The following is a 26,870-nucleotide window of genomic DNA, read 5'->3' as shown; positions in this document are numbered from 1 at the left end:
TCTGTTCATCGATGAACGGATCGGCGTCTGGCCCTCAGCCTTCCATCACCGCCTGGATCTGATCCAGGGCCCAGTCCAGGTCCTCCGGGGAGATCACCAGGGGTGGGGCGAAGCGGAGGATATGCTCGTGGGTGTCCTTGACCAGCACGCCCCGCTCCTTCAGGGCCTCGGCGAAGCGCCGGGCCCCGCCGGCTTCAGGATGGAGCTCGATCCCGATCAGCAGGCCGCGGCCGCGCACCTCCTTGATATACGGGCTCCGGATCGCCCGCAGCCGCTGCATGGCGTGCTCCCCCAGGGCCGCCGCCCGTTCCGGCAGACCCTCCTCCACGATCACCCGCAGGGCCTCCCGGGCCACGGCCGCGGCCAGGGGGTTGCCGCCGAAGGTGCTCCCGTGATCCCCCGGCCGGAAGACGCCCAGGATGTCCCGACGGGAGACCACGGCCGAGATGGGCACCACCCCGCCTCCCAGGGCCTTGCCCAGGATCACCATATCCGGCTGCACATCCTCCCACCACGAGGCCAGAAGCTTCCCGGTCCGTCCGAGGCCGGTCTGGATCTCATCGGCGATGAAGAGGACGTTGTGGCGCCGGCAGATCTCGGCGGCGCGGGCGAGATAGCCGGGCGGCGGCACCCGCACCCCGCCCTCCCCCTGGATGGGCTCCACCAGGAAGGCCACCGTGTTCGGGGTGATGGCCCGCTCCAGGGCCTCCGCGTCCCCATACGGGATGATCACAAAGCCCGGCGTGTAAGGGCCGAAGTCCTCCCGATACTGCGGCACCGTGGAGAAGCTAATGATGGTGGTGGTCCGGCCGTGGAAGTTCCCCTCGCAGACGATGATCTCCGCCTGATCCCGAGGGACTCCCTTCACCCGGTATCCCCACTTGCGGGCGGTCTTGATGGCGGTCTCCACCGCCTCGGCCCCCGTGTTCATCGGCAGGGCCATCTCATAACCGAGCAGCTCGCAGAGCTCCTTCAGGAAGGGCCCCAGCTGATCGTTCCGGAAGGCTCGGGAGGTCAGCGTCACCCGCTGGGCCTGCTCAATCAGGGCCCGGATGATGCGGGGATGTCGGTGCCCCTGGTTGAGGGCCGAGTAGCCGCTCAGGGCGTCCAGGTAGCGGCGCCCCTCCACATCATACACCCAGGCCCCTTCCGCCCATGCGATGACCACGTCGATGGGCTGATAGTTCGGGGCGCTGTAGGTGTTCTCCATCTCAATGTAATCGATCGAGCGAAGCAGCGTCTGAGCGGACATGGATGCCTCCTGGTTGGATCAGGATGGGACTCACCTTCATGGGGCCAGGCCCTTCGGGTCTGGGACCGGGGCCGGAGCGGCGCGGGAGGCCGGGACCCGCATCGCTTGCTCCAGGGCCTGCGCGACCAGCTCCTCCATCCGCACCCGCGCTTCGATCTCCCGTACGGTCTCCAGGGCAGGCCGGGTGATCACCCGGGGCGGCATCAGGAACTGGCAGCAATCCTCCCCGGGCATGATCGAGAGCTCATAGGTCCCGATGGCCCGCGCCCGCTCGATGATCTCGACCTTGTCCATCCCGATGAGCGGGCGCAGGATGGGCATGGTCGCCGCGTCCTCGATGACGGACAGGCTCTCCAGGGTCTGGGAGGCCACCTGCCCGAGGGAATCCCCGGTCACCAGGGCCAGCCCGCCCTCCCGGCGGGTGAGGGCCTCCGCCACCCGGACCATCAGGCGGCGGTAAAGGATGAGGCGATAGGGGGCGGGGGCGGCCAGGACGATGGCGCGCTGGAGCTCCCCGATGGGCACGATGTAGAGCCAGGGGTTCATCCCGTAGGGCTGGAGCTGGCGCACCAGGGCCGCGGCCTTGGCCTCCGAGGCGACCCAATCTCCGAAGGGCCCGCTGTGGAAGTGAATGGGGATCACCTCGCAACCCCGCTTGAGCATCAGATAGCCGGCCACGGGGGAGTCGATGCCGCCGGAGAGCAGCAGCCCCACCTTCCCGCTGACCCCGACCGGCAGTCCGCCGGGACCCCGATGGCGGGCGAAGTAGACCAGGGCGGTGTTGGTGGCGATCTCAATGTAAGCGACCCAGGCGGGCTCCTCCAGGTTCACCCGCCAGCCGGTGCGGCGCTGGACCTCCGCGCCGATGTGGCGCTCGATCTCCTGGGAGGTGAAGGGGAAGGATTTATCCGCCCGGGAGGCTCGAATGCAAAAGGAGGGGACGGGCTCGGAGGGGAGGTGGCGGAGGACGATCTCGGTGAGGACGTGGAGATCCTTCGCGGCGGGGATGGCCGGCGCGAAGTAGGCGATGCCGAAGACCGTGCGCAGGCGCTCCACCCAGAGGGCCTCCGGGATCGGGCGCGGGAGCCGGATCAGGAAGCGGCCGGGGAGGCGCTCCACGAGGGCCGGCCCGACGTCCTGGAGCCGCTCCTCGATCCGCCGGGCCAGGGTCCGCTCGAAGAAGCCCCGGTTGCGGCCTTTCAGGCCGATCTCCGCATAATGCACCACGGCATACCGGCTTTCCATCGCTCCTTCCTCGTCCTGGATCCGGATCTCGGTCCGCTCCACCGCGCCGGACGTCGGCCTTGACGCCGATTGAAATCGGCCCCTCAAGGCGCTGCGCGCCGGGCGTCGGCCTTCGCCGACGCAAAGAGGGATTCTTCGGTCGGCGCAGGTCGACCGTCGGCCGGAGGCTCTGCGCCGATTGAAATCGGCCTTCCGAGGCGCTGCGCGCCGAGCGTCGGCCTTCGCCGACGCAAAGAGGGATTCTTCGGTCGGCGCAGGCCGACCGTCGGCCGAAGGCTCTGCGCCGATTGAAATCGGCCCCTCAAGGCGCTGCGCGCCGGGCGTCGGCCTTCGCCGACGCAAAGAGGGATTCTTCGGTCGGCGCAGGCCGACCGTCGGCCGAAGGCTCTGCGCCGATTGAAATCGGCCCCTCAAGGCGCTTGCGCGCCGGGCGTCGGCCTTCGCCGACGCAAAGAGGGATTCTTCGGTCGGCGCAGGCCGACCGTCGGCCGGAGGCTCTGCGCCGATTGAAATCGGCCTCTAAGGCGCTGCGCGCCGGGCGTCGGCCTTCGCCGACGCAAAGAGGGATTCTTCGGTCGGCGCAGGCCGACCGTCGGCCGGAGGCCCCTGGAGGCCGAATTCATTCGGCGCACCCTGCGCCAAGCGTCGGCCTCCGCCGACGCAAAAGATGCTTTCCGGTCGGCGCAGGCCGACCGTTGGCCGAAGGCCTCCCGAGGTCGAATTCATTCGACTCACAAGCCGACCCCCGGCCAAAGGCCTCCCCAGGTCGAATTCATTCAACGCGCAAGCCTCCCTGGGCCCAATTCCTTCGGCGTGCAAAAGGGGCGCGGCCTTCGCGCCCCTTTTGCACCATGGGCGAGGCAGGACTCGAACCTGCGACCCTCCGCTTGTAAGGCGGATGCTCTCACCCCTGAGCTACTCGCCCGTTTTCCCCGCCGGCCGGGTCGCCGGCTGGGTGTTGAAGCGGTTCATCGCGGCCTCCAGCCCCTCCTCAATGAACGTTCGCATCGCCTGAACCGCCCGGTGCAACACCCCCTCCAGGATCTCCTCCTCATCCGGCCGGAAGTCCTGGAGGACGTAATCCGCTGGGTCCATCTGCCCCGGAGGGCGCCCGATGCCGATGCGCAGGCGCGGGAACTCGGTGGTCCCCAGAGCCTGGACGATGGATTTCATCCCGTTGTGGCCGCCCGGGCTGCCCCGGGGCCGCAGCCGGATCGCCCCCAGCGGGAGGTCCATGTCATCGTAGACCACGAGCAGCCGGTTCAGCGGCACACGGTAGGATGAAACCAGGGGACGCACGGAGCGGCCGCTCAGGTTCATGAACGTCTGTGGCTTGGCCAGGATCACCCGCTGGCCGGCCAGGCGCCCCTCGGCGAGGAGGGCCTGATGCTGGATACGTCGGAAGGCCATTTGATGGGCCTGGGCGAAGAGGTCCACCGCTCGGAAGCCGACGTTGTGGCGGTTGCGGGCATACTCCGGCCCCGGGTTCCCCAGGCCCACGATCAGCACCGGAGGCCCCTCCGGGATGTCCTCCTCCGCTGTCTCCCCCCCAGCGGGCTCCGGCCGCAGCGCCCGGAGGATCCGATCCAGCCGCTCCAGGGCGTCTTCGTAGTGCAGAGTCACCGGTTCGTTTCTCCCATGGAGGTTCCGACGCAGCGGCTCACTGGGCCCGCACCAGGATCGGCGCCCCGCGCCACAGGGATTCCAGGTCGTAGTAGCGACGCTGCGGGGGTGCGAACACGTGGACGATGATGTCCCCGTAATCCATCAGCACCCATCCGGAGGCGGGGTCTCCCTCCACCCGCGCCGGGTCCACCTGGTATCCCCGGGCCGTGGCCTCCGCGATCCCCTCCACGATCGCTTTCAGCTGTCGCTCCGAGGTCCCGGTGCAGATGATGAAATAATCGGCGAAGGCCGCCCGGGACCGGATGTCCATCAGCACCACATCCATCCCTTTTTTGTCCAGGATGGCGTCCACAATCCGGTGTGCGAGATCCAGCGTGTTCAGGGATCCACCTCCCGGGTCGAGGATCGATGGGCTCTCCGGGCTCGTTCGAACCCCCTTATCATTCTACCATGCCGAACGGGATCCTCCCATGTGGATCTTCCCCGCCTCTCGGGCCTCCCGGTTTTCCGTCGCAGGTGGATCCACGGGCTTTGCGCCCTGGCCGGCGGCAAGGCGGCGAGGGGAGATGGCGGGGATACGGGCCTTGCCCGGGCTCTTCGATCAGCGAAAAATAAGGTGAACCCGTGCGGGGTCAACGGATGTGAGCGGGCGTCCCTCTGAGTTTTCCGGTCCGAAATCCTCTGCGGACGGGAGGTGAGCATGGCGGAGGCGTTCCTGGAGACAGGGATGACGGCGGAGGAGATCGTGGCCCTCTGCCGGCAGTATACGATCTATGAGTGGTCCGCCCAGGGGATGGTGGATCCCATCCCGGTGGTGCGGGCGAAAGGGGTTTACTTCTGGGACGCCAGAGGGCGGCGCTATCTGGATTTCAACTCCCAGCTGATGAACGTGAACATCGGCCATGGCGACGAGCGGGTCATCCGGGCCATCCAGGAGCAGGCCGCCCGGCTTCCCTATGTGAATCCCTTCATGGCCACGGAGCCCCGCGCCCGGCTGGGCCGCATGCTGGCGGAGATCGCCCCCGGGGATCTGAAGAAGGTCTTCTTCACCCTGGGCGGGGCGGACGCGAACGAGAACGCCATCAAGATCGCTCGCCTTTACACCGGTCGCCATAAGATCATCGCTCGCTATCGTTCCTATCACGGGGCCACGGCAGGGGCTATCACCCTCACCGGCGACCCGCGGCGCTGGCCCGCCGAGCCCGGCATCCCCGGCGTCATCCACGTGATGGATCCATACCGCTATCGATGCCGCTGGTGCATGCGCGAGGAGCGCTGCACCCTGGATTGTCTGAATCATGTGGAGGACGTCATTCAGTTCGAAGGCCCGCACACCATCGCCGCCGTCTTCATCGAGACGGTCACGGGGACCAATGGGATCATCATCCCGCCCGATGGGTATCTGGAGGGCTTGCGGATGCTCTGCGATCGCTACGGCATCCTGCTGATCTGCGACGAGGTGATGAGCGGCTTCGGGCGGACCGGAGAATGGTTCGCCGTGAACCACTGGAAGGTGGTTCCGGATTTGATGACGGTGGCCAAGGGCCTGACCTCGGGCTATCTGCCCCTGGGCGCGGTGCTGATCTCAGAGCGCATCGCCGAGTTCTTCCGGGATCGGCCCTTCCCGGGCGGGCTCACGTATAACTCTCACCCCCTCTGTCTGGCCGCGGCCATCGCCACCCTGCAGGTTTATCAGGAGGATCGCCTCATCGAGAACGCCCGGCGCATGGGGGAGATCCTGGCCCGGGAGCTCGCCCGGCTGAAGGAGCGCCATCCCAGCGTGGGGGATGTGCGCAGCATCGGCCTGTTCGGGGTGGTGGAGCTGGTCAAAAACCGCGAGACCCGCGAGCCCCTGGTCCCCTTCAACGCCCAGCCCCGTGAGATGGGGATCATGAACCGTTTGAAGGAGTTCTTCCTCCAGAACGGGCTCTACACCTTCATCCGCTGGAACACCTTCTTCACCAACCCTCCCCTCTGCATCCGGGAGGAGGAGCTGATGGAGGGGCTGGAGATCATCGATCGGGGGCTGGAGATCACGGACGACGCGGTCGCATAGGCCGCGGATGCCCCGGCCTGTTCCGACATCCGGCAAGGAGGCGAGACCATGCGCGTCACCGTCTTCGGCAGCGGCGGCGTGGGAGGCTACTTCGGGGCCTTGCTCGCCCGGGCCGGCCACGAGGTGACGTTCATCGCCCGGGGTGCTCACCTGGAGGCGATGCGCGCCCGCGGCCTGCAGATCAAAAGCGTCCACGGGGATTTCCACCTGCGCTCCGTCCACGCCACGGACCGCCCGGAGGAGGCCCCGCCGGCGGATCTCGTCCTCTACGCGGTGAAGACCTATCACATCCCGGAGACGGTGGGGGTTCTGCCTCGCCTGCTCGCCCCGGAGGGGGTGGTGCTGACCACCCAGAACGGCGTGGAGGCCCCGGATCAGGTGGCCGCGGCGGTGGGGACGGAGCGGACCCTGGCAGGCGCTGTCTGGGTGGTTTCGCAGATCGAGGCGCCCGGCGTCATCCGGCAGGAGAGCGCCTTCCGGCGGGTCGTCGTGGGGGAGCTGGACGGACGGCTGACCCCCCGCGCTCAAGCGATCGCCGGCGCCTTCGCGGCGGCGGGGGCGGAGGCGGAGGCCACCGCGGAGATCCGCAAGGTGCTCTGGACCAAGTTCCTCTTCATCGCGGCCATCGGCGGGGTGGGCAGCCTGGTGCGTTTGCCGGTAGGGGCGTGGCGGGAGGTCCCGGAGACCCGGGCGCTGCTGGAGCAAGCGATGCGGGAGATTGAAGCGGTGGCCCGGGCGGCGGGCGTGCCGCTGGATCCCGATGTGGTGCCGCAGACGATGGCCTTCATCGACCGCCTGGCGCCGACGGCCACCTCCTCCATGCAGCGGGACGTGGAAGCGGGCCGCCCGCTGGAGATCGAAGCCATGAGCGGCGCGGTGGTCCGTATCGGGGCGCGTTACGGGGTCCCCACCCCTGCCCACGCGTTCATCTACGCGGTCCTGAAGCCCATCCACGCCCAGGCGCAACGGAGGGCCGGGGTATCCGCGGAGGCTTCCCCTTGAATTTCTTTCCGAAAACCCGGGGCGAGGAATCCGCCCAGGCGCTCACCGCTGCGGAAGGCCGAGGCTGAAGCCGCAACCCTGCGTCACCGGGGACCAGGATGCGGGGCGGAAACCCCTCCGTTGCAGGAGCGGCGTCCATCTCAACCCGTCGCCTCTGTAGGCCGGAATTCATTTCGGCATCCTTGCCGTAGGACCGGCTTTCGCCGCGATGGAGTAACCTGTTTTGCCGCCTGAACAGGCCTTAAAAGAACGCCCCCCGGCGGGTGGAGCTGAGCAGATACAGGAAGAAAGGTCCGCCCAGGAGGGCGGTGAGCAGGGTCAGGGGGATCTCCTGCGGAGGTATCAGGATGCGGCTCAGCAGGTCGGCGAGGGCCAGCAGGGTTGCCCCCAGGAGGATCGAGGCGGGGATCACCCGGGAATAACGTGGGCCGATCAGCAGGCGGGCCAGATGCGGGGCGATCAGCCCGACGAAGCCGATGATCCCGGTGAAGGCCACGGCGCCAGCCGTGGCCAGGGTGGCGGCGGCGATGGCCAGCCGTTTCACCCGCTCCACCGGCAGGCCCAGCTGCAGCGCCTGCTCCTCCCCGAACTGCAGCACGTCCAGGGGATAGCCCAGGGCGACCAGCGCCCCCAGGCCCAGGGCCACGTAGGGGAGCGCCCCCCATAGGGCTGGCCATCCGCCCAGGGCATAGCCCCCCAGCATCCAGATCCAGGCTCGATAAGGGGCGATGCGGCCGACCATCAGCATCAGCAGCCCGAGGCTCAGGGCGTTCAGCACCGCTCCCACCGCCACCCCGGACAGCAACAGCGTGGTGAGGGGGAGGGTCTTCCCGACCCGGGCCAGCCGGTAGACCAGCCCCACCGTCAGGATCCCCCCGATGAAGGCGGCGAGGGGGAGGCCCAGCAGGCCGGCGAAGACGCCGGGGAAGTTCAGCGCCACGGCGATGAGGGCGCCCAGGTTGGCCCCCGCCGCCACGCCGATCAGGTAAGGATCCGCCAGGGGGTTGCGGAACAACCCCTGATAGGCCGCGCCCGCTCCGGCCAGCGCGGCCCCGGCCAGGGCCATCAGCAACACCCGGGGGATGCGCACCTCCCACACAATGGTCATCAGGGTGGGATCCACCCCTTCCCCGGGTCGGATCCGCGCCATCAAAACCCGGCCGAGCTCCGGCAGGGGGATGCTCACCGGCCCCAGGGCCATCCCCATCCCCAGGCTCATCCCCAGCGCCAGCGCCAGGCCGGCCCACAGGCCGATCCGCATCGGGCGGGCGCGGCGTCGAAGCAGGCGAAGGGTCTCACCGGCCATTGGATGCTCCCCGGCGGAATTCCCCCACTCTCCCGCTCACGGCCAAATCCGCAGCGGGGCAGCCCGGGAGAGCCCGAGAGGCCAGCGCGGCGCCCGGACCTGCTGCGGGAACAGCTCCGGGTGGATGATCCGGGCCATCGCCTCCAGGCCCTCCACGATGCGCGGGCCGGGCCGGGAGATTCGATCCGCGTCGATGGGGTAGATCCGCCCCTCCCGCACTGCCCGCAGGCGGTTCCAGCCCGGCCGCTGTCGGACCTTCTCCGGCGTCTCGCCGTAGTTCGCTGTCCCCAGGATGATGAGATCGGGATCCTGGCGGAGCAGCTCCTCCAGGCTGAGCTGGCCCCACTCGCTGGAGAGGACGGCTCCGACGTTCTGCCCGCCGGCCATGGTGATCAGCCGGTCGATGAAGGAGCCCGGCCCCGCCGTCCAGGGCTTGCCCGGATCCGTGGCGTCCAGCTCATAGAACACCTTGGGTCGGCTGGAGGTGGAGCGGATCTTCTCCTCCAGGGCGGCGACCCGGGCGCGCAGATCGGCCACCACCTTCTCCGCATGAGCCGTGTTCCCGGTGAGCCTTCCCACGGTCAGGATCTGCTGGAAGATCCCCTCCAGATCCTTCGGGGTGCTTTGATGGAACACCGTCAGCCCCAGGTCCTCCAGAGCCTTCACCTGCTCCGGGCTGATCACCCCGGGCGCCAGGATGAGATCCGGCCGCAGGGCGACGATGGCCTCGGTGTTCAGGGTCGGATAGGTGTTGCCGATGCTGGGGACCTGCTTGGCCTCCGGCGGATAATCCGATAGCTCGTCCCGTCCGACCAGGCGATCGCCGGCCCCGACGGCGAAGATCATCTCCGTCGCCGAGGGAGCGAGGGTCACGATGCGCTGGGGACGGTCCTTCAGCACCACGGTCCGCCCGTGGTCGTCGACGATGCGCAGGAAGGGCGTGGGCGTGGGGGGGACGGTGGGCGTGGCCGTGGGCGCCGGGGTGAACGTGGGAGCAGAGGTCGCGGTGGGCGTGGGGGAAGGTGCCCCCGCGCAGCCGGCCAGGAGCATCAGGATCAAGAAGAGGATCACAGCGCGTCGCATTGGAAACCTCCCGGTTCAGGATGGGCGCCTCGCCGGAAGGGGCGAGGCGTGCCCATCCCGAACGGGGGCCGGAAACGAGCGGCCTCCCTGCCGGAACGGACAGGGAGGCCGCGTGAGGCCCGAGGGAAAGTCGGGACGGTGCAGGCGGCGCTCCTACCCCTTCCGCGAGGCTCGGAGGAGGCCGAGGCGGGCGACCGGGCTTCCATGGTCCGCGGTGGCGGCCATGGTTACCGTTGCGGGACAGCGCCGGACTTTCACCGGACTTCGCCTTTCAGCCCTGCCATCCGGGGCGTCGGGCACCTCGGCCGTATTCAGTTGTCCGACACGGCCAATGATAGTGCGAAGGGAAGGGGCTGTCAAGCCCGGCCACCGCCCATGCTACAATCAGGCCGCGTCCGATCGAGATCGGGAGGGATGCGGTGGATCAGGTGCTTCTCGCATGGATCGCGCTGATCCTGGGGATCCCGGCGGTGGCGGCGGCGCGGCGGCTGCTGGGCCTGCGCGGGCCCAGCCTGGCGATGGCCATAGCGCTGACGGGCGCCCTGGGGCTCTGGCTGGCGGCAGCCGGACAGCCGCCTCAAGAGGCTGCGTTGCGCATCGAGCGACCCTTTTCGGTCCTCCAGACCGCCTGGGTGTTCCGCCTGACTCCGTTTCTCTGGAGCCAGGGGCTGGGAGCTCTCCTGGCCGGGTTCCTGGTCGGATGGATGTGGACGGCTTACCCGGGACAGGGCCGGCGGTGGCCTCGGGTCCTGACGCTGGGGATGCTCGTGGCCGCTACCGGGGCGGTCCTGGCGGCGGATCTTTTCACCCTTCTGATGACCTGGGCCGCCCTTGACGCCATGTTCCTGGCCCTGTTGCTGGTCCGCCGGGGGCAGGCCGTTGTCGACCGCGCGGCGCTGGCCGGGCTGGTGAATGGGGCGGCGCTCCTGGCCCTTTGGGCGGCGGCCTGGCAGCTCTGGCGCGCCGGCGACAGCCTCTTCTGGAGCCGGATGGGAGGGGAAGCGGCGCTGCCCCTCTTCGTCCTGGCCACCCTCATCCGCCTGGACATCTATCCCTTCCACGTGGGGCGTCCCCCTGAACTGGCGGATGAGGTGGACCGCGCGGCGCTGCTTTACATCCTTCCCACCGCCGTGGGCTTGACCTTCTGGGCCCATCTGGTTCCGATGCTGCAGGGGTGGCCGGGGATCCCCTGGGTGGCCGGAGCGTTGGGGCTCACCGCGGTGCTCGGAGGGCTATGGGCGTGGGCGGAGCCGGATCCAAGGGCCGGGCTGGTGGAGGCGGCCTGGGGGAGCGCGGCGTGGTGGGCGCTGGTCGCGCTGATGGAGCCGGCTCTCGCCCCGCTGGCGGCGGCCCTCTGGCCGGTCTGTTTCGCCCTGCTGTTCACCGCGCCCTCCTTTCACCCGGCTTCTCCGTGGGGGTTGCCCGCCCTGGTGGCGATCTTGACCCTGGCGGGCGTTCCCCTGATGCCCGGCGCCGCTCTCTTCGCCGGGCTGTTCCGCGCCGCGCCGGCATGGGCATGGCCGATTCTGCTGCTCCCACACGGCCTGCTGCTTAGCGCCCTGGTGCGGGGATGGCTCCGTCCGATGGAGGAGGTGCTCCCCTCGGAGCGAGCCTGGCGGGTTCTCTACGGCCTGGGGCTCACCCTGGGGGTGGCCGGGTTGATCGGCCTGGGCCTCGCCCTAAGAGCCTGGCGGGAGGAGCTGTCTCCACCCCTTCGGGTGGTCCTGGTCGTCGGGCTGGGGCTTGCGGTCGGGATCCAGATGCAGGCCCATCGGGTGCATGAGGCGGCCCGGCGGTGGGCGCGGGTGCGTCCGTTCCTGACCCTGGACTGGCTGTATGCGGGCCTGACGCACCGGATCTCCCGTCCGGCCGCGGCGCTGCAACAGGCGCTGGAGTTCCTGGGCCATCCCGCGGCCATGTGGCTGTGGGCCCTGGTCGTGGGGGGGATCCTGCTCCTCCTCTGGCAGGGAAGCGCCCGGTAGCGGCGGGGAAGGCGCAGAGGCCGGCCTCCCGACATCAGCGTTCCCTGTCCGGGTCCGCTTGGTTGCAGGGCAGGTTTTCATTGCTCACTCAAATGGTTCGCCTCTATAATGCCCTTAGGGAGGCGCGCGATGGCCTTCACGGTGGAAGATCTGCGGGATCTGGCGGAGCTGCTGCGGGCGCATCCGGAGTGGCGGGAGCCCCTGTGGGCCCTGCTGGCCTCCGAAGAAGTGCGGCGGATGCCCGAGCGGATGGAGCGGAGCTTTCAGCGGGCCGCCCGCCTCATCCTGGCCCTCTACCGCGCCCAGCGGCAGCACTACAAGGAGTTCGTCGCCCATCGGGCCGAGACCGACCGCCGCTTCGCTGAGCTGGCCGAGGCCCAGCGCCGCACGGAGGAAAGCCTCCGGCGCCTGGCCGAGGAATTCGCCGCTCACCGTCAGGAGTTCATCGCCCATCGCCAGGAGTTCATTGCCCACCGCCAGGAGTTCCTGGAGTTCCGCGCCGAAGTCGACCGCCGCTTCGCTGAGCTGGCCGAGGCCCAGCGCCGCCACTACGAGGAGTTCGCCGCCTATCGGGCCGAGACCGACCGCCGCTTCGCCGAGCTGGCCGAGGCCCAGCGCCGCCACTACGAGGAGTTCGCCGCCCACCGGGCCGAGACCGACCGCCGCTTCGCCGAGCTGGCCGAGGCCCTCCGGATTCTGACCGAGCGGGTGGACCGGATGGAGCGCCGCCAGGAGGACCACAGCCGGGATCTGGGGCGGCTGAAGTCGATGCGCCTGGAGGCCCTCTACCGGGAGGACCCGGGCCTCTTCCGCCCTCTGTTGCGGCGGGCCGCCGTCGTCCCCAGCGCGCGCAAGATGGAGCTCCTGGAGGAGGCCGAGGCGGCCGGGCGCATCACGACGGAAGAGGTTGACCGGGCCGCCCCCCTGGACGCCCTGGTGGAGGGCTTCCATCGGCGGGAGGACCGCCGGGTGTATCTGGCGGTGGAGATCTCCTGGCAGGGGACGACGAAGGATGTGGCTCGGGCGGTGGAGCGGGCGGCCGTTTTTGCCCGGGCGCTGGGGGCGGAGGTGATCCCGGTGGTGGCGGCGAAGGAATTGACGGCGCCGGCGCGGCGGATGGCCCGGGCGCGGGGGGTGTGGTGGCTGCAGGACGGGAGGGCCTTCGCCCCCCAAGAGATCCCCGAGGAAGGACCGGAATCAGAAGAGGCCTGATCCCCTTTGTCCGGGCTGGCTGATCCGAGCGGGCTGAACGGCTGGATCCACCCGGATCCCATGGCGGCGACCTTTCCCCTGAGGCGTGGAGATGGCTCCCCCACATATCCTGATCGGAGGCGGCAGATGCCGATCTATCGCGGCCCGATCCCGGAGCCCGTGCGGGCCCAGCTGCGGGAGCTGGCGGGGGCCTGGCTGCCAGAGCCCGATCTCGAGCGGGCGTGCCTGCACGTGGGGACCTCCCTGGCCCGTCTGATCCTGCGCGCGATGCCCGACCCGCTCCCGGGCGTGGATCCGGCGGCGGTGACCCTGGGCCGGCACATCTTCATGGACCCCGCTTACTGGCCCCCCGATCGCCTCTCGGGGTTCCGCCTGCTGGTCCACGAGCTGATCCATGTGCGTCAATGGCGGGAGCGCGGGGTTCTGGGATTCCTGTGGGCGTATCTGCGCGATTATCTCGCCCGCCACTACGCGGGGGTGCGCCTGGAGCAGGAGGCCGAGGCGGTCGCTGCGGCGGCGGCGGAACAATGGCAGGCCCGCGGTCTTCCCGTGTAAACTTTTCCCCACAGGCTCTGGAGAACACCCCGGTATGGAGGGAGGCGATGCGACGGGTGCTGATCCTGGGAGGCGGGTTCGGGGGAGTGGCTACGGCCCATGCCCTGCGGCGGCGGCTCCCCCCGGAGGACGAGATCGTGGTGGTAGAGTGGCGTCCCTACTTCATGCTGGGCTTGCGCAAGACGTGGGCCCTGGTCGGCCGGGGCACCCTGGAGGAAGGACGCCGCCCGCTCCAGGCTCTCGAGCGCTTCGGCATCCGCGTCCTCCCCGGCACCATCACCGCCATCGACCCGGCGAACCGGGCGGTGGAGGTGGACGGCCGACGCTGGGAGGGGGACGCCATGGTGGTGGCCCTGGGGGCCGAGCTGGCCCCGGAGGCGATCCCGGGCTTCCGGGAGCACGCCCTCAACGTCTATGATCCTCAGGAGATCCCCCGGGCGATGGAGGCGGTGCGCGCCTTCCGTGGCGGCCAGGTGATGATCGGCATCTTCGGGGCGCCTTACAAGTGCCCGCCGGCCCCTTACGAGATGGCCTTCCTCCTCCAGGATTTCTTCGAGGCCCGTGGCGTCCGGGCGCGCATCTCCGTCTTCACCCCGCAACCGATGTCCCTCCCCGTCCTGGGAGCGGCCGGCTGCTCGGTGCTGGAGGGACGCCTGGCCGAGCGCGGGATCGATTTCCTCCCGAACCACAAGGCCACGGCGGTGGAGGCGGGGGCGGTGGTCTTCGGCGAGCGGCGGCGGCCCTTCGACCTGCTTCTCGGCATCCCTCCCCACCGTTGCCCGGAGGTCGTGGTCCGCAGCGGCCTGACGGACGGCGGCGCGTGGGTGCGGGTGCACCCGCGCACGCTGGAGACCCGCTTCGCCGGGGTTTACGCCATCGGGGACATCACTGAGATCCTCCTCCCCAACGGCATGCCGCTGCCCAAGGCAGGCGTCTTCGCCGAGGCCGAAGGGGAAGTGGTGGCGGAGCGGATCGCGGCCGTTTTCGCGGGGCGGGAGCCCGAGGCTTCCTTCTCCGGCGAGGGCTTCTGCTACCTGGAGCTGGGCCGGGGCGAGGCCATGCTGGTGCGCGGCCGTTTCCTCGTCGAGCCGGCGCCGGAGATCGAGATCACGGAGCCTTCGCCGAACTATCTGGAAGAGAAGAAGCGCTTCGAGGCCGAGCGCCTGCGGACCTGGTTCGGGGACGTAGCGGCCTGACCCGCGCCATCCGTTGGGGGAAAGGGGATGGAGCGACCCCGGGCGGCGCTGCGCTGGAAAGCGGAACGGATCGATCGGGCCCTGGAGGCGTATTACGGGATCCCGGCCCGCTGGCGCCTGGACCCCCTCTCCGAGCTGGTCCTGACCATCCTCTCCCAGAACACCAGCGATGTGAACAGCTGGCGGGCCTTCGAGCGGCTGCGGGAGCGCTTCCCCACCTGGGAGGCGGTGCGGGATGCGCCGGTAGAGGCGGTGGAGGAAGCCATCCGCCCGGCGGGCCTGGCCGCTCAGAAAGCCCCGCGGATCCAGGCCATCCTGCGCCGGATCACCGAGGAGCGCGGGGAGCTGTCGCTGGATTTCCTCGCCGACTGGCCGGTGGAGGAGGCGAAGGCTTACCTGCGGCGCCTGAACGGCGTGGGTCCGAAGACGGCAGCCATCGTGCTTCTTTTTTCGCTGGGCAAGCCAGCCTTCCCGGTCGATACGCATGTGCACCGCGTGGGGACGCGGCTCGGGCTGATCCCGGAGGGGATGTCGGCGGAGCGAGCCCACGCGTGGATGGAGGCCCTGGTTCCCCCGGAACGCTATCTCCCTTTTCATTTGCTATTGATCCGCCACGGCCGGGAGATCTGCAAGGCCCAGCGGCCCCGCTGTGACCTCTGTCCGGTGCGCCGCGACTGCGATTTCTACCGACGGCGGCGCGCGGCGGGGCGATGATCCCGGCTTCCGCTGTTTTAAGAGAGGACCTCCAGCCCGGCGAAGGAGGCCAGCAGCCGCTTGAGGCCCGCCTCCTCGAACATCACCACCACCTCCTCATCCGTGCCGATGGGCCGGCATTCCACCACCAGCCCCTCGCCGAAGCGCGGATGCCGGACCCGCAGGCCGGGGCGAAAGCGGGGGGCGGGGGGTGTGAAGGCGGGGGCCTCCTCCTTCCGGCGGCTACGGCCGGCGGCGGTTGGAGAGCGGGCGGCGGTTCGGGCGACGGCGGGGATGAGCAGCTCCCGGGGGATCTCCCGGAGGAACCGGGAGGGGGTGCGGAGCTCATCGTAGCGGCGGAAGGCGTAGGTGAGGAAGAGCTGGTCCTTCGCCCGGGTCATCCCCACGTAGAACAGGCGGCGTTCCTCCTCCAGCGCCCCCGGCTCGTCCATGGAGCGGCTGTGGGGAAGGAGCCCCTCCTCCAGGCCGGCGATGAACACGGTGTGGAACTCCAGGCCTTTGGCGGCGTGCAGCGTGAGCAGGATGGGGGCCTCCTCATCGCTTTCCAGCGTGTCCACATCGGTCAGCAGGGCGACGTCGGCCAGGAAGGCCGCCAGGGGATCCTCGAAGGCGCCGGGGCGGTAAGGCCCGGCGACCTTCAACAGCTCCAGGACGTTGTCCCAGCGGCGGCCGCCAACCTCCCGCTCTCCTTCCTCCAGAGACTCCACGTATTCCGCGTATCCGATCTCGTCGATGATCCGTCGCAGGAGCTCTGCCACACCGAGATGCTCGCGGTCCGCCCGCCAGACCCGGACGCGCTCGACGAAATCTGCCAGGGCGCGGCGGATCTTCGGGCCCAGGGAGATCCCCGGGGCGCCGGCGACGGCCTGCTCCACAGCAGCGAAGAGGGAGGTCTTCTCCTGGAGGGCCAGGGCGCTGAGCCGGGCCATGGTCGCCGGGCCGATCCCCCGCGGCGGGACGTTGAGGACGCGGGCCAGGCTGAGGTCGTCGTGGGGGTTGAGGACGAGCCGGAGGTAGGCGATGAGATCCTTCACCTCCCGGCGCTGATAGAACCGAACGCCGCCCACCAGCCGATAAGGGATTCCCGCCTGCAGGAAGGCCTCCTCCAGGGCGCGGGACTGGGCGTTGGTCCGATACATCACCGCGATCTCCCCCGGTCGGATGCGGCCGGCCTCGATGAGCTCCTGGACCCGCCGGGCGATGAAGGCCGCCTCATCCTCTTCGTCGAAGGCTTCGTAGAGGGTGATGGGAGCGCCGGGGCCACGGGCGGCGATCAGACGCTTCTCGTTATAGCGCTCGGTGTTGCGGCGGATGACCGCCTGAGCGGCCTGCAGGATGGTCTCGGTGGAGCGATAGTTCTCCTCCAGGACGATGATGCGGGCGTCGGGGAAATGCTCCCGGAAGCGGATCACGTTGCGGAAGTCCGCGCCGCGCCAGCCATAGATGCTCTGGTCCTCATCCCCTACGCAGAACAGGTTGCGGTGTCGGGAGGCCAGCAAGCGCAACAGCAGATACTGCACCGTGTTGGTGTCCTGGAACTCGTCCACCAGGATGTGGCGGTATCGCTCCTGATAGCGGGCGAGGACGTCGGGGTGTTCCTCGAAGAGCTCCACCGCCCGCAGGAGGAGATCGTCGAAGTCCAGGGCGTCGGCGGCCCGCAGGCGCTCCTCATAGCGGGCGTAAACCCGGGCCACGATCTCGTCGAAGTAGGTCCGGATCGGGTAGGCCTCGGGGCGGACGAACTCGTTCTTGGCCCGAGAGATGGCCGCCCGTAAGGCGCCCGGCCGGTAGCGCTTCTCATCCAGGTTGAGATCCCGCAGGGCCTGGCGGATGGCCTCGAGGGTGTCCTCCTCGTCGTAGATCACGAATTGGGGGTGGAGCCCGAGGAGAGGGGCTTCCCGCCGGAGGAACCGGGCGCAGGTGGCGTGGAAGGTCCCCAGGGTGAGCTCTCGGACCCGGTCGCCGAAGAGGACCTCCAGGCGGGAGCGCATCTCCTCCGCCGCTTTGTTGGTGAAGGTCACCGCCAGGATGTGGAAGGGAGAGACCCGGCGGGCGGTGAGCAGATAGGCGATGCGGTAGGTGAGCACCCGGGTTTTCCCGCTGCCCGGGCCGGCCAGCACCAGGATCGGCCCATCGGGGGCGGTGACCGCCTCCCGCTGGCTTGGGTTGAGCTCCTCCAGGAAAGAGAGATCCCTGCCCATGGTCCTCCGATCCGCATCAGGTCCTGGAGGCGTCCTGCCGTCGGCCACCGATGCGCCAGGGCGGATCCCCCAGGAGGGGCTCCAGGGTTTGGATCCACCGGGCCAGACGCTGGGCGAAGCGCTCCAGGCTGTCCTCATCCAGAGAGGTCAGCGGATGGGTCTCGAAGACCTTGGCCCATCCTCGATCCCAGGGCTCGGCCTCCACATAAGGGCCCAGTTGCGCGCGGATCTCCCAGATGTGCGCGCAGACGGTCATCAGCATCGCCCGGTTCCGCGCCGGATCCCGGCTCTCGAAGTGCAGGCCCACCTCGATCCGCCCCCGTCGCTCCCCCAGATGCCAGACCTCATAGTGGAAGGCCGGATCCCGGTAGTAGACCTGGACCAGCCAGGGCCGGGCGGACCAGCGGAACCCCTGCAGGTCCGGCGGCAGCAGCGGCTTCAGCCGTTGAGGAAGGGCCTCCATCCAGTCCCGCAGCCGCATGGCCTCGCTCCGGGCGCTCCACCCCATTTTACCCGGAGGCGAGGCTTCCCGGCTTTGAAGCGGGAAGATCGGGCGTGTCCCGATTTTGTCGGGCCTGGCCGCCTTGTAGGACAACTGCGAGCAGTTGTCCTACGATTTTGGGACACACCCGGAAGATCCCTTTCGGCCCGGATCGGCTCGACGATGGGGGTGAAGGCCCGCAGGTCCGTTCCCGGCGAGAAGCGGGAGAAGGCCCCGGGCCTGGAGGTCTCCGGTTGCGGTAGATCCGGTTTCCGGTTAGCATGAAGCGCCGGCCGATCCCCCTGTTTCCATGAGGATCTATGTCGCTTCCATCGGGGATGCGGGGGAACGCCGTGGGAAACAGTCTTCGATGAGGAGGTGGTTCCGATGGGTGCGTTGCCCAAGCGCCGGGTGACCCGCACGCGGCGGGGGATGCGTCGGGCGCACGATGCGCTCCGGCGTCCCAACCTGGTGCCGTGTCCCCGGTGCAAGAACCGGATCCTTCCCCACCACGTCTGCCCCCATTGCGGGACGTATCGGGGCGTGCAGGTGATCGAGGTGGAAGGGCGCGCCTGATCCTCGCTCTCCATAATGGGCAGGACCTCGGGATCCCAGGGCTGGAGGGGTGAGCGGCTCATCCCTCCGGCCTCTGTTCTCCCGGGGCGGCGCGCCGGAGCGCGAAGGGAGGTGAGGACGGATGGCCTGGCCGGGGGATGGGCAGGGGGAGGGATGGCCCTTCCCGGTGGAGGGGGAAGCGGGCATCCCGTCCGCTGCGGGACGGAAGGGACGGGTGTTCCTCGCGCTGTTCGGGGGGGTGTTGCTGGTGGGCCTCTGTGCGCTCTTCGCCCTGGCGGTCTTCGGCGCCCCCTGGACGCCGCGCTGGCTGGACACCGGGGTGCCGCCGGATCGCCTGAGCGAGGGGGCGCCGTTTCCCCTGACCCTCTCCGACCGGAGCGGACGGCTCTACCCGATGATCCTGGTGCGCACCGGCGATCGGATCCGGGCTTTCCCGATGCAGCCCCCCGGCATCCCGTGCCTGCTGAAGATCGAGGGGACGCAGCTGTGGGCGGAATGCGCCGGATGTCGCTTCGGGGCCGACGGCCGCCCGATCGCTGGGCCATGCGCGGCTCCGCTGCCGTCCTATCCGGCCCGCGTGATGAGCGGCTCCATCTGGGTGGACGTCAACCGGTCGCAGTAGCGAAGCGGAAGGCGAGCGCTCCGGCCTTCACGGCTCCGGAAACGCAGGGAGGAGGGGCACGATGCGGGAGGTGGTCATCGTCGCCGCGGTGCGGACGCCGATGGGCAAATACGGAGGGGCTTTAAAGGACGTGCGCCCGGACGACCTGGCCGCCCTGGTGATCCGGGAGGTGGTCCGGCGGGCCGGGATCGACCCGGCGATGGTGGACGAGGTCTACATGGGCTGCGCCAACCAGGCGGGGGAGGACAACCGCAACGTCGCCCGCATGGCGGCGATCCTGGCGGGCTTCCCCTACCACGTGGCGGCGGTCACGGTGAACCGGCTGTGCGCTTCGGGGCTCACCGCCGTCAACCTGGCGGCCCGGACCATCCGCTGCGGCGAGGCGGATGTGGTGGTGGCGGGCGGCGTGGAGAGCATGACGCGGGCGCCCTGGGTGATGCCCAAAGCCGCCGTCCCCTTCCCGCGGGGGAACGTCACCGTCTACGACACCGCCCTGGGGTGGCGGTTCCCCAACCCGAAGATGGAGGCCATGTTCCCCCTCGAGTCCATGGGCGAGACGGCTGAGAACATCGCCGAGGAGCATCCGGAGATCACGCGGGAGGAGCAGGACCGCTTCGCCCTGCTCTCCCATCAGCGGGCGGTGGAGGCTATCCGCTCCGGGAAGTTCCGCGAGGAGATCGTGCCGGTGGTGATCGAGCGCCCGGGGCAGCCCCCTCTGGTCATCGATGTCGATGAGGGGCCGCGCTATCGCATCGAGAACGGGGAGATCGTCCTGGACACGGATCTCGAGCGCCTCTCCCGGCTGCCCCCGGTCTTCCGGAAAGGGGGGACGGTGACGGCGGGGAACGCCTCGGGGTTGAGCGACGGCGCTGCGGCGCTGCTGTTGATGAGCGCGGAGAAGGCGCGGGCCCTGGGCCTGCAGCCGATGGCCCGCTGGGTGGCCTCGGCCGCAGTGGGGGTGAACCCCCGGGTGATGGGCTACGGCCCCGTCCCCGCCATCCGCAAGCTGCTGGAGCGGACCGGGCTCACCCTGGATCAGATCGATCTGGTGGAGATCAACGAGGCCTTCGCCGTCCAGACCCTGGCGTGTATCAAGATGCTAAGGCTGGACCTCAACAAGGTGAACGTCAACGGCGGGGCCATCGCCCTGGGGCACCCTCTGGGTTGCAGCGGGGCGCGGATCCTCACCACGCTGTTGTATGAGATGCGCCGGCGTCGGGCCCGCTACGGGGTGGCCGCCCTGTGCGTGGGCGTGGGCCAGGGGGAAGCGGCGCTGGTGGAGGGCATCCACGCGTAGCCGTTTCGCGGCGATCCGGGCTTTTCCGTTTCCCGGGCGGGGCGACCTCTCCTCTGCCTTGCTTCCATCGACCCATCGCTCGCAGGCCGGGCGCCGGGAGCGCCCGCTCCACCGCCATAGGGGGCGACCGGTTGGTCGCCCCCTTTCCCGCTCCTCCGATCGCGGGCTGCTGTCGGCCCGCTTCGCCAGGCCGTTCGTCCCGGCCACCTTCCCCCTTCCGGCTCAGGCGATCCATCCCTGCTGGCGGGCGAAGGCGGTCACCACCGGGATCTCGAAGTAATAGCCCTGGTAGGCCTGGATGGCGTAGTAGATGAAGAGCGCGAAGGCGGCCAGGCCGAGCAGCGGCGCGATGCAGCCGATGATGGGGATCAGCCCCAGGGCGAAGAAGATCACCATCAGGGCCACCTGGGCCGCCAGGGCCTGAACGGCGTGATACCGCTGGAAGGGACGGTTCTTCATGTCGGTGAGCAGGATGATCAGGGGGACGATGATCCCGATGAGGTAAGCCAGCAGGGCCATCAAACGGTCCGAATCCCCCGCTTCCTCTGCCGATGCCTTCCGAGGATTGATCAGCATGGAACCCTCCGTATAAGATTTTTGGCTTTTACTTCATTCTTGCAGCTCGCGGATGGAAGGCGCCCTTGCGAAACGTAGCCCTGCGAACACCTCTTCGATTCGCCGAAGCCTGGGCAAGCGCTCGCAGAGGTCCATGGTCCTCACCCCGGGCTCTTTCGTGCCAGCGCGGTCGCCACGAACCGCAAGAGCATCCTTCGGGCATCCTGCGATGAGGTAGGAGGATGGATGCCTGATCCGCGCTCCTGCGCCCGGGCCGGAAGCGACCTGCGCTCCCGGCCCGGCTCGTGGCCCTCCGGCCGAAGGGCTCTGGGGCTTAGGGACAGGCTGGGAAAGGCGCGCCGGAGACCGCATCCCGGACCCTGAAGGCCTTCTCCCAGGTCTGCGCGAACATCTCAGCAGAAGACATCAAGGAGCTGTGGACCTCCGGGTCCACCGCTTGGACCGCCCTCAGGAAGTCAGCGAACATGCCGTAGTGGGCCACGCCGTCGAGATGGTAGTCCCAAGTCTTGCGCCCGGTTGAGGGCTGTGGAAACCGATCATCGTAGCGGAAATAGAAGCGCATCGGTGGACGCGGCAGCTTGACGAGGCCGTTCGCGTCGGAGCCGATGGCCACCCTCCCCGTCCCCATGATCGTCCGTGCGATTCGGTAATTGGAGACGAACTCCTCGGGGGTTGTCGCCTCAGTGCCCAGGCCAAATATCCCCCCAAGGTCGCGGATTCGACGCAGCTGTTCCGGATGGCGCATGTTCTCGCCTACGTTCCTACCACCCTCTGAACGCACGCCGGTGTGACCCGAGATGAGGGGATATCCGCCGGGGACCGCCTCGGCGAGCCTCAGCGCGCATTCCAGGGTTCGATCGGACATGTGATCCACGTCGATCAGCATGCCCTTAGACATGGCGTGGATCATGGCCACTCGCCCCAGCTCCGTCATGCCGCGGGGATTGACATGGCCGACCCCGGGGGGACACCCTGGGGGTGCGGGGATCGACGGGAGCCGGGTGCCGAGCTTGACGAGCGCTGCAGCCCACAATTCCAGGCCGAGCCCAGGCTGCCATGGGCGAGTCACCCACTGCGCCGGGGCAGCGCATTGTGCCTCAAAGTAACGACCGGCTTCGCGGTAGTTTGAGACGGTGAACAGCTCCTGGTAGATGGCGGAGCCTCCGAACGCGTTGTCGATGACATGCACGGGGAAGATGTAGCGCACTCCCAGATCCCAGAGACGGTCGATCTCGCGGCGGACTTCGTCGGCGCTGGGGCGAGGGCGGGTCAGGTAGAAGTTGCCGATCGCGTCGAGCTCGACGCCGAGCACGACCGCGAGCTTGCCCTCCCCGACGATGCGACGCAGATCCGCGGGCGTGTAAGCGATCTCCATGAAATCACGGTGCCGCTCGACGAATTGCTTGATCTCGTCGATCTGCAGGTCGGCCGACTGCTTGTCCTCGACCGGGAGCGGATCGCCCGGGCCGCGAACGGCGTCCCCCAGGGTCTTGTTATTGACGGCCAGGGCGACCAGCACCCGGAGCTCCCCATACTGAACGGCGCGGCGGAGCCAGTCCACATACATCACCTGATGGGTGACGGCGTCCCAGGCCGGGTAGTGCTCAAAGGTGGGCCAGCCGACTGCCTTCTCGGGAAGGTCACGTCCCAGTTGGCTTTGTAGCTGGTTGATAATCTGCTTTCGAATCTCATCCCCGCACGGGTTGTCGAACAAACCCGGGCCGCCGTGGGTCGGGTTCGAGTTGGGAAGTGCGTCGGCGATGCTTCCCGCGCGCTGGTTCTGGCGATCGCAGGTGATCTTCGGAATGAGGGAGCCGACATCCGGACCGCCGACGATCAGATGCCCGCCGAAGCCCAGATGGGCCATGGGGTGGGTATGCAGATCGACCCAGCCCCTGAGGGTTGGCCGGATGGGCGCGATAAGGGTTGGATTCAGGACGGGCGGCACGAGAGCCAGGGCGGGAGTTGGCGTGGCCGGTGGAGGCTCGGTGGGGGTCGGCGCGGCTGGCGGAGCCGGGGTGGGAGTTGGCATGGCCGGTGGAGGCTCGGTAGGGGTCGGCATGGCCGGGGGAGCCGGGGTGGGAGTTGGCATAGCCGGTGGAGGCTCGGTAGGGGTCGGCATGGCCGGGGGAGCCGGGGTGGGAGTTGGCATGGCCGGAGAAGGCTGGATCACGACAGGAGTCGGGGGAGGCGGGACCTGGACCTGGATCGTGCATCCCATGCCGGCCATGACCAAGCCGATCAGGATGAGAATGGCCTTCAAAGAGCGTGGCCTCATGTTAGACCTCCTGTTCGTGCGTTCGTGTTCCCCGTTCGGGAACAGCTCCTTGCTCCTGCTTGAGCGCCTGTGGGCAAAGCCCCAAACGTCCGGCCTGATCGCCCCGATGATACGGAGAGAGCGCCCTCAAAACGTCTTCCGACGTAAGGATCTGCTCCGATCATGGCCGGGGGGCTGAAGGCCGCCGAAGGGATCCCCCGCGAGCCCGGAGATCGCTGCGCTTCGCTTGCAACCGGGTTCACAGCGACTAACAAAAGAGACCGCTCCCGGTGCGCATGCTGAGGGCGCCGTCCAGCGCCGACACTGCCGACACCATGCGCTCGAACCGCTCGCCAAAGAACGCGCCCCCTATCCTGCTGATGGCCTCAAACGCAGCGCTTTGCGCCAGACCGCAGACCACATCCGATGGATCCGCGATGCCCTCCGCGCCGCTGACGTCGGGCGCCGGACTATCCGGCGAAGTGGGCAACTGAGCCAGCAGGGCCGTTGCCGCTTCTAACTTCTTGTAGAGGGTGGAAGCCAAAAGCAGCCACACGCCGCCGGCAAAGCTGAACCCGCCCAATCCGGCCACCGCGGCCAGGTCGCTGACCAGCATGGCCCCGTCGAGGATCGTGGTGGCTGAGAAGCCGCTTCCGCCGCCGGCCGTCGCGGCGCCCTCGCCGCCGAGGACTCCCCAGACGCTCCCCCACGCGTCAACGACCCAACCCGCCGGCGTGGCGTCGCCGGGCCACAGAATCGTGCAACCTGGCTGAAGCCAGGGCGCGAAGAGCTCCTGCATGCGCCGGGATGTGGCCTCATCGGCGCCGGCCGCGCGCAGCGCGGCCTCGATGTCCCATCCCGTGCGCGCCAGGCGCAGCGGTTTGCCCTTCAGCACGGCCACGGTGCTGGTGGAAAAGATCAGCGCCTCGGCCAGCGCCAGGCGCGCGGCGCGTTGGGCGGTCAGCCGGAAGGCGCGGGCCGGATCGACGTCGGCCGTTCGAAAGCCCGCCAGCGGCAACAGGTCCAGCCAGCGCACGGCGGCCGGCTGGCCGTCGGCGGTCTGCCCCGGCAAGACGCGGTGCAGCGCCACGCGCAGGCCGGTCTCAAAGGTCAGCGGCTCATCGGCGTGGTCCGGCAGGGGGATGCTGGCCACGTGCAGGTCCAGGGGCGGCAGATAGATTGGGTTGCTCGCCAGGGCCGCCAGCCGCTCCGCGCGCGTGCGCGCCTCGAACACCGGCTGCAACGACAACAGCGCGGTGTAGCAGTCGTCCAGCAGGTGCGCCAGGGAGAGGGAGCCGGCCTCGAAGGTCAGCGTCGCGCGTCCCTGCAGGGCGCGGCGCACATCCGCGATGTGCTCGGCGGTGGGCGATTCATCGTTGCGCTCGGTGAACAGCCCACCCAGGGTGCGGGTGACCGCCTGGTTGCCCACCTGAACGGTGAGGAAAAGGCCGCTGAGGGCCGCTCCCGCGGCCCGTTGGGCGGGCGGCGGCGGCGTGTAGCGAGCCTCCGCCAGCAGGGCCTTGCTCGGCGGGCGCGTGGTGCCATACCGCTCGAACACGCGCACCGTGCGCGGCGCGTTGCCCCCTTCCGGCGCCCGATAGCTCAGGCGATAGGGCGGCGGGGGATTGTCGCGCAGCGCGGCGAGAACGGCCTGGACGGCTTCGTCGCGCGTTGTCGCCGTGAAGGCGCCCAGCCGGCCGGCCTGCCCCAACCGTTCCAGCATGGCCGCATCCACCTCCCCCACGCCGATGACCACCGCGGGCGGGCCAGCCTGCACGGCGGCCAGCGCCCCCGGCGGCGGCTCGCGGATCACCTGATCGTTCGCATCGGTCGCCTGTCCGTCGGTCACCATGACGATGACCGTGGGGCCGTGTCGGGCGGCGTCGGCCAGCGCCTCCCACAGGCGCGACCCATATCCGGAGATGTTTTGCACCTGAGGGGGCAGGGCAGCGGGGTCATCCGTCCAGTCGTTGTCGCCGACGCCGGCGCGCTCCTCGTCAATCTTGGCGATGCGGAACTGCGCGCGCGGATCGGCGGCCTTCAACCGGGCGGCCAGATCCTGGGCCAGGGCCTGTGCGCCCTCTGCGCGGAAGTCCTCCGGTATGCTGCCCGAGTCATCGAGCAGCAACAGCACGCGCGGGGCCGGTTGCGTCCAGCGCTCCATCACCGCCGGCATCGGCCGGCCGTCTTCCTCAACCAGGAAATGCGCCGCGGACAGATTCTCGATGACGTGGCCCTGCGCGTCCCGGGGCGTCAGCTCCAGGGTGATGAGGGGGAAAGCCGCCGCGTTCACCGTCAGGTCAAGGGAGGCGATGAGCGGCGCGTCCCCGGGCGGATCGGGCGGGGGCAGAGGCTGTCCGTCCAGGGTGACGCGGCCCGCTTCCTCACGCAACACCTGGCCGGTCACGGCGAACGGGTCGCCCACAGCGCTGAGCGCCTGCGTCGTGGCCGCGTCCACATCGGGCCCTCGCACGGCCAGCACCGGCGCGAAAAACACGCGCTGGCCGGGTTCGCTGGCCAGCACCTCCTCCAGCGTGCGGGCGCCGGCCGGCGCAAAGGCGATCTCGACCTGTCGGCCGACCAGGTCTTCCGCGCTCCACGTCTTTTCGACGAGCAGGAAACGCTCGGCCGGGGCGTGGCTGCGCGCGGCTTCCAGCCGCACCGTCACCGACAACGGCGGGCGATGGGGTTCGGCGGGCTTGAGCTCGCGGTCGGGCGGGGTGAAAATCGGTCCTTCGCGCGCCCACAGATTGACCAGCTGCGGCTGGCCGTTGAGGGTCAGGCGCACCGTGGGCAGATCATACAAGCGCGCATCGGTGCCGAAGAAGGGCACCGTGGCGCGGGCGCCTTCGCCCAACGCGGCCAGCAACGGCGTGGCCAGCTCCGCCGACGCGCGGCCTTCGGCATCGAGAGCTTGCGGGGGCTGCGGCGAGGGCAGGTTGAGGACGCGCCGCGCGGCCTCCAGCGTCGCCGGGTCCAGATCGGGGGCAAAGGGCGCCGGCGGCGCGCGGCGCAGCAAATCGGCGACCACCTGCCTCCCGCCTTGCGGGGCCTCCACCACCTCGGCCGGGAAGCCGGCTTGTTGCAACAGCCAGGCGAGCAGCTCGGCGATCTCGCGCGGGGTGCCGGCCCCGCCGCGCAACGTGGCGCGGACGCCCCAGCGCCAGCCGGCGAGCACGTTCCCCATCTCGTTTTCCGCAGCGGGATACACGGTGAACGCGTCCCGCACAAAGCGGGCGATGGCCTCGGGATCTTTGGCCGCCACCAGCGCCTCCGCGCGCGCCATCCGATGGTCGGGGCTGGCGCGCACGGCCCGGCGCAAGGCCGCCAGCGCCTCGAAGAAGCCCATCGGTCGCGGCGTCGGGGAAGGCGTGGGCGTCTCCGTCGGAGTGGGGGCTGGTGTCGGCTGCGGCCTGGCGCCCAGCCGACAGGCGGCCAGGTTGGCCGACGCCAGGGCCACCCAGAGGAGGAACTGCCGCCGCGTGAGCGCGGCGGTTTCCAGGCCGAACAGGCCACCCGCCGGCGTGGCGCCGTCGTCCGCCCCGTCCGCGAGGGCCACAGGCCCATCGGCCCGGATGATGGAGAGAAGCGCTCGGAACCCGGATGGACGGCCCATCGCACACCTCTTTCG

Annotated in this window: 21 protein-coding genes, 1 tRNA gene and 1 riboswitch; of the genes, 10 read left to right on the top strand and 12 right to left on the bottom strand. The window is 69.4% G+C overall.

Translation table 11 applies throughout. The annotated features are described in order from the left end of the window. Positions 1-34: 34 nt before the first annotated feature. The 5 genes from rocD to rsfS all read right to left on the bottom strand — a co-directional run bounded on the left by rocD (position 35) and on the right by rsfS (position 4,475). A complete protein-coding gene (rocD, locus tag KNN16_RS11180; RefSeq protein ID WP_299283983.1) occupies positions 35-1,252 on the bottom strand; it encodes an ornithine--oxo-acid transaminase in 1,218 nt (405 codons plus the stop codon). 36 nt (positions 1,253-1,288) lie between these two features. Next, entirely contained in the window at positions 1,289-2,497 is a 1,209-nt protein-coding gene (gene thiI / locus KNN16_RS11175; protein WP_273093292.1) for a tRNA uracil 4-sulfurtransferase ThiI, read from the bottom strand. An 852-nt stretch (positions 2,498-3,349) separates the two neighbouring features. Next, positions 3,350-3,422 (bottom strand) — tRNA-Val (locus tag KNN16_RS11170). Continuing rightward, a complete protein-coding gene (gene pth, locus KNN16_RS11165; RefSeq protein ID WP_366972248.1) occupies positions 3,413-4,006 on the bottom strand; it encodes an aminoacyl-tRNA hydrolase in 594 nt (197 codons plus the stop codon). The genes KNN16_RS11170 and pth overlap by 10 nt, the downstream gene beginning before the upstream one ends. 151 nt (positions 4,007-4,157) lie before the next feature. Continuing rightward, positions 4,158-4,475, bottom strand: coding sequence for a ribosome silencing factor (rsfS, locus tag KNN16_RS11160; protein WP_273093776.1), 318 nt, complete (start codon positions 4,473-4,475; stop codon positions 4,158-4,160). 348 nt (positions 4,476-4,823) lie between these two features. Here rsfS and KNN16_RS11155 point away from each other — a divergent pair, with 348 nt between their 5' ends. Further along, on the top strand, positions 4,824-6,179 hold the full coding sequence (locus tag KNN16_RS11155) for an aminotransferase class III-fold pyridoxal phosphate-dependent enzyme (protein ID WP_299283980.1): 1,356 nt from the start codon (positions 4,824-4,826) through the stop codon (positions 6,177-6,179). Between the two features lie 48 nt (positions 6,180-6,227). Continuing rightward, a complete protein-coding gene (locus KNN16_RS11150; protein ID WP_303896981.1) occupies positions 6,228-7,181 on the top strand; it encodes a 2-dehydropantoate 2-reductase in 954 nt (317 codons plus the stop codon). A gap of 241 nt (positions 7,182-7,422) precedes the next feature. Here the strand turns inward: KNN16_RS11150 and KNN16_RS11145 are convergent, their stop codons facing one another. Then, the gene (locus KNN16_RS11145; RefSeq protein ID WP_303896979.1) at positions 7,423-8,487 is read right to left on the bottom strand and encodes an iron ABC transporter permease; all 1,065 of its coding nucleotides are present in this window, start codon (positions 8,485-8,487) and stop codon (positions 7,423-7,425) included. Between the two features lie 36 nt (positions 8,488-8,523). Then, positions 8,524-9,570: an ABC transporter substrate-binding protein gene (locus KNN16_RS11140; RefSeq protein WP_303896977.1), complete on the bottom strand. Its 1,047-nt coding sequence runs from the start codon at positions 9,568-9,570 to the stop codon at positions 8,524-8,526. 167 nt (positions 9,571-9,737) lie between these two features. Next, positions 9,738-9,889: riboswitch (cobalamin riboswitch) on the bottom strand. 100 nt (positions 9,890-9,989) lie between these two features. On the opposite strand from KNN16_RS11140, the gene KNN16_RS11135 reads away from it, so the two are divergent. From KNN16_RS11135 to nth, 5 genes are all read left to right on the top strand, one after another. Continuing rightward, complete coding sequence (locus tag KNN16_RS11135) at positions 9,990-11,552, top strand: hypothetical protein (protein ID WP_303896975.1); 1,563 nt, start codon at positions 9,990-9,992, stop codon at positions 11,550-11,552. A gap of 129 nt (positions 11,553-11,681) precedes the next feature. After that, positions 11,682-12,764, top strand: a complete 1,083-nt coding sequence (locus tag KNN16_RS11130) for a hypothetical protein (protein WP_303896974.1) — start codon at positions 11,682-11,684, stop codon at positions 12,762-12,764. A gap of 126 nt (positions 12,765-12,890) precedes the next feature. Next, the gene (locus tag KNN16_RS11125; RefSeq protein WP_303896972.1) at positions 12,891-13,319 is read left to right on the top strand and encodes a DUF4157 domain-containing protein; all 429 of its coding nucleotides are present in this window, start codon (positions 12,891-12,893) and stop codon (positions 13,317-13,319) included. A 47-nt stretch (positions 13,320-13,366) separates the two neighbouring features. Beyond that, entirely contained in the window at positions 13,367-14,515 is a 1,149-nt protein-coding gene (locus tag KNN16_RS11120; RefSeq protein WP_303896971.1) for an NAD(P)/FAD-dependent oxidoreductase, read from the top strand. 27 nt (positions 14,516-14,542) lie between these two features. Beyond that, entirely contained in the window at positions 14,543-15,229 is a 687-nt protein-coding gene (nth, locus tag KNN16_RS11115; protein WP_303896970.1) for an endonuclease III, read from the top strand. A gap of 17 nt (positions 15,230-15,246) precedes the next feature. Here nth and KNN16_RS11110 read toward each other — a convergent pair whose 3' ends face one another. Next, entirely contained in the window at positions 15,247-17,430 is a 2,184-nt protein-coding gene (locus tag KNN16_RS11110) for an ATP-dependent helicase (protein ID WP_303896969.1), read from the bottom strand. A gap of 16 nt (positions 17,431-17,446) precedes the next feature. Further along, positions 17,447-17,911 (bottom strand): hypothetical protein, encoded by a 465-nt coding sequence (locus KNN16_RS11105; RefSeq protein ID WP_303896967.1) that lies wholly within the window; start codon positions 17,909-17,911, stop codon positions 17,447-17,449. Positions 17,912-18,298: 387 nt separating this feature from the next. Here KNN16_RS11105 and rpmF point away from each other — a divergent pair, with 387 nt between their 5' ends. The 3 genes from rpmF to KNN16_RS11090 all read left to right on the top strand — a co-directional run bounded on the left by rpmF (position 18,299) and on the right by KNN16_RS11090 (position 20,406). After that, positions 18,299-18,487: a 50S ribosomal protein L32 gene (gene rpmF, locus KNN16_RS11100; protein WP_088571545.1), complete on the top strand. Its 189-nt coding sequence runs from the start codon at positions 18,299-18,301 to the stop codon at positions 18,485-18,487. A gap of 121 nt (positions 18,488-18,608) precedes the next feature. Further along, positions 18,609-19,109 carry a hypothetical protein gene (locus tag KNN16_RS11095; RefSeq protein ID WP_303896965.1) on the top strand — a complete coding sequence of 167 codons (501 nt, stop codon included), beginning with the start codon at positions 18,609-18,611 and terminating at the stop codon, positions 19,107-19,109. Between the two features lie 61 nt (positions 19,110-19,170). After that, positions 19,171-20,406 carry a thiolase family protein gene (locus KNN16_RS11090; RefSeq protein ID WP_303896964.1) on the top strand — a complete coding sequence of 412 codons (1,236 nt, stop codon included), beginning with the start codon at positions 19,171-19,173 and terminating at the stop codon, positions 20,404-20,406. 222 nt (positions 20,407-20,628) lie between these two features. Here KNN16_RS11090 and KNN16_RS11085 read toward each other — a convergent pair whose 3' ends face one another. The 3 genes from KNN16_RS11085 to KNN16_RS11075 all read right to left on the bottom strand — a co-directional run bounded on the left by KNN16_RS11085 (position 20,629) and on the right by KNN16_RS11075 (position 26,855). After that, positions 20,629-20,982 carry a DUF4870 domain-containing protein gene (locus tag KNN16_RS11085; protein WP_303896963.1) on the bottom strand — a complete coding sequence of 118 codons (354 nt, stop codon included), beginning with the start codon at positions 20,980-20,982 and terminating at the stop codon, positions 20,629-20,631. Positions 20,983-21,295: 313 nt separating this feature from the next. After that, complete coding sequence (locus KNN16_RS11080) at positions 21,296-22,849, bottom strand: membrane dipeptidase (protein ID WP_303896962.1); 1,554 nt, start codon at positions 22,847-22,849, stop codon at positions 21,296-21,298. A 658-nt stretch (positions 22,850-23,507) separates the two neighbouring features. Then, positions 23,508-26,855, bottom strand: coding sequence for a vWA domain-containing protein (locus KNN16_RS11075; protein WP_303896961.1), 3,348 nt, complete (start codon positions 26,853-26,855; stop codon positions 23,508-23,510). Positions 26,856-26,870: the final 15 nt, after the last annotated feature.

Source organism: Thermoflexus hugenholtzii, assembly GCF_018771565.1.
GTDB lineage: Bacteria > Chloroflexota > Anaerolineae > Thermoflexales > Thermoflexaceae > Thermoflexus > Thermoflexus hugenholtzii_A.
This window is presented reverse-complemented; position numbering and strand designations above follow the sequence as displayed.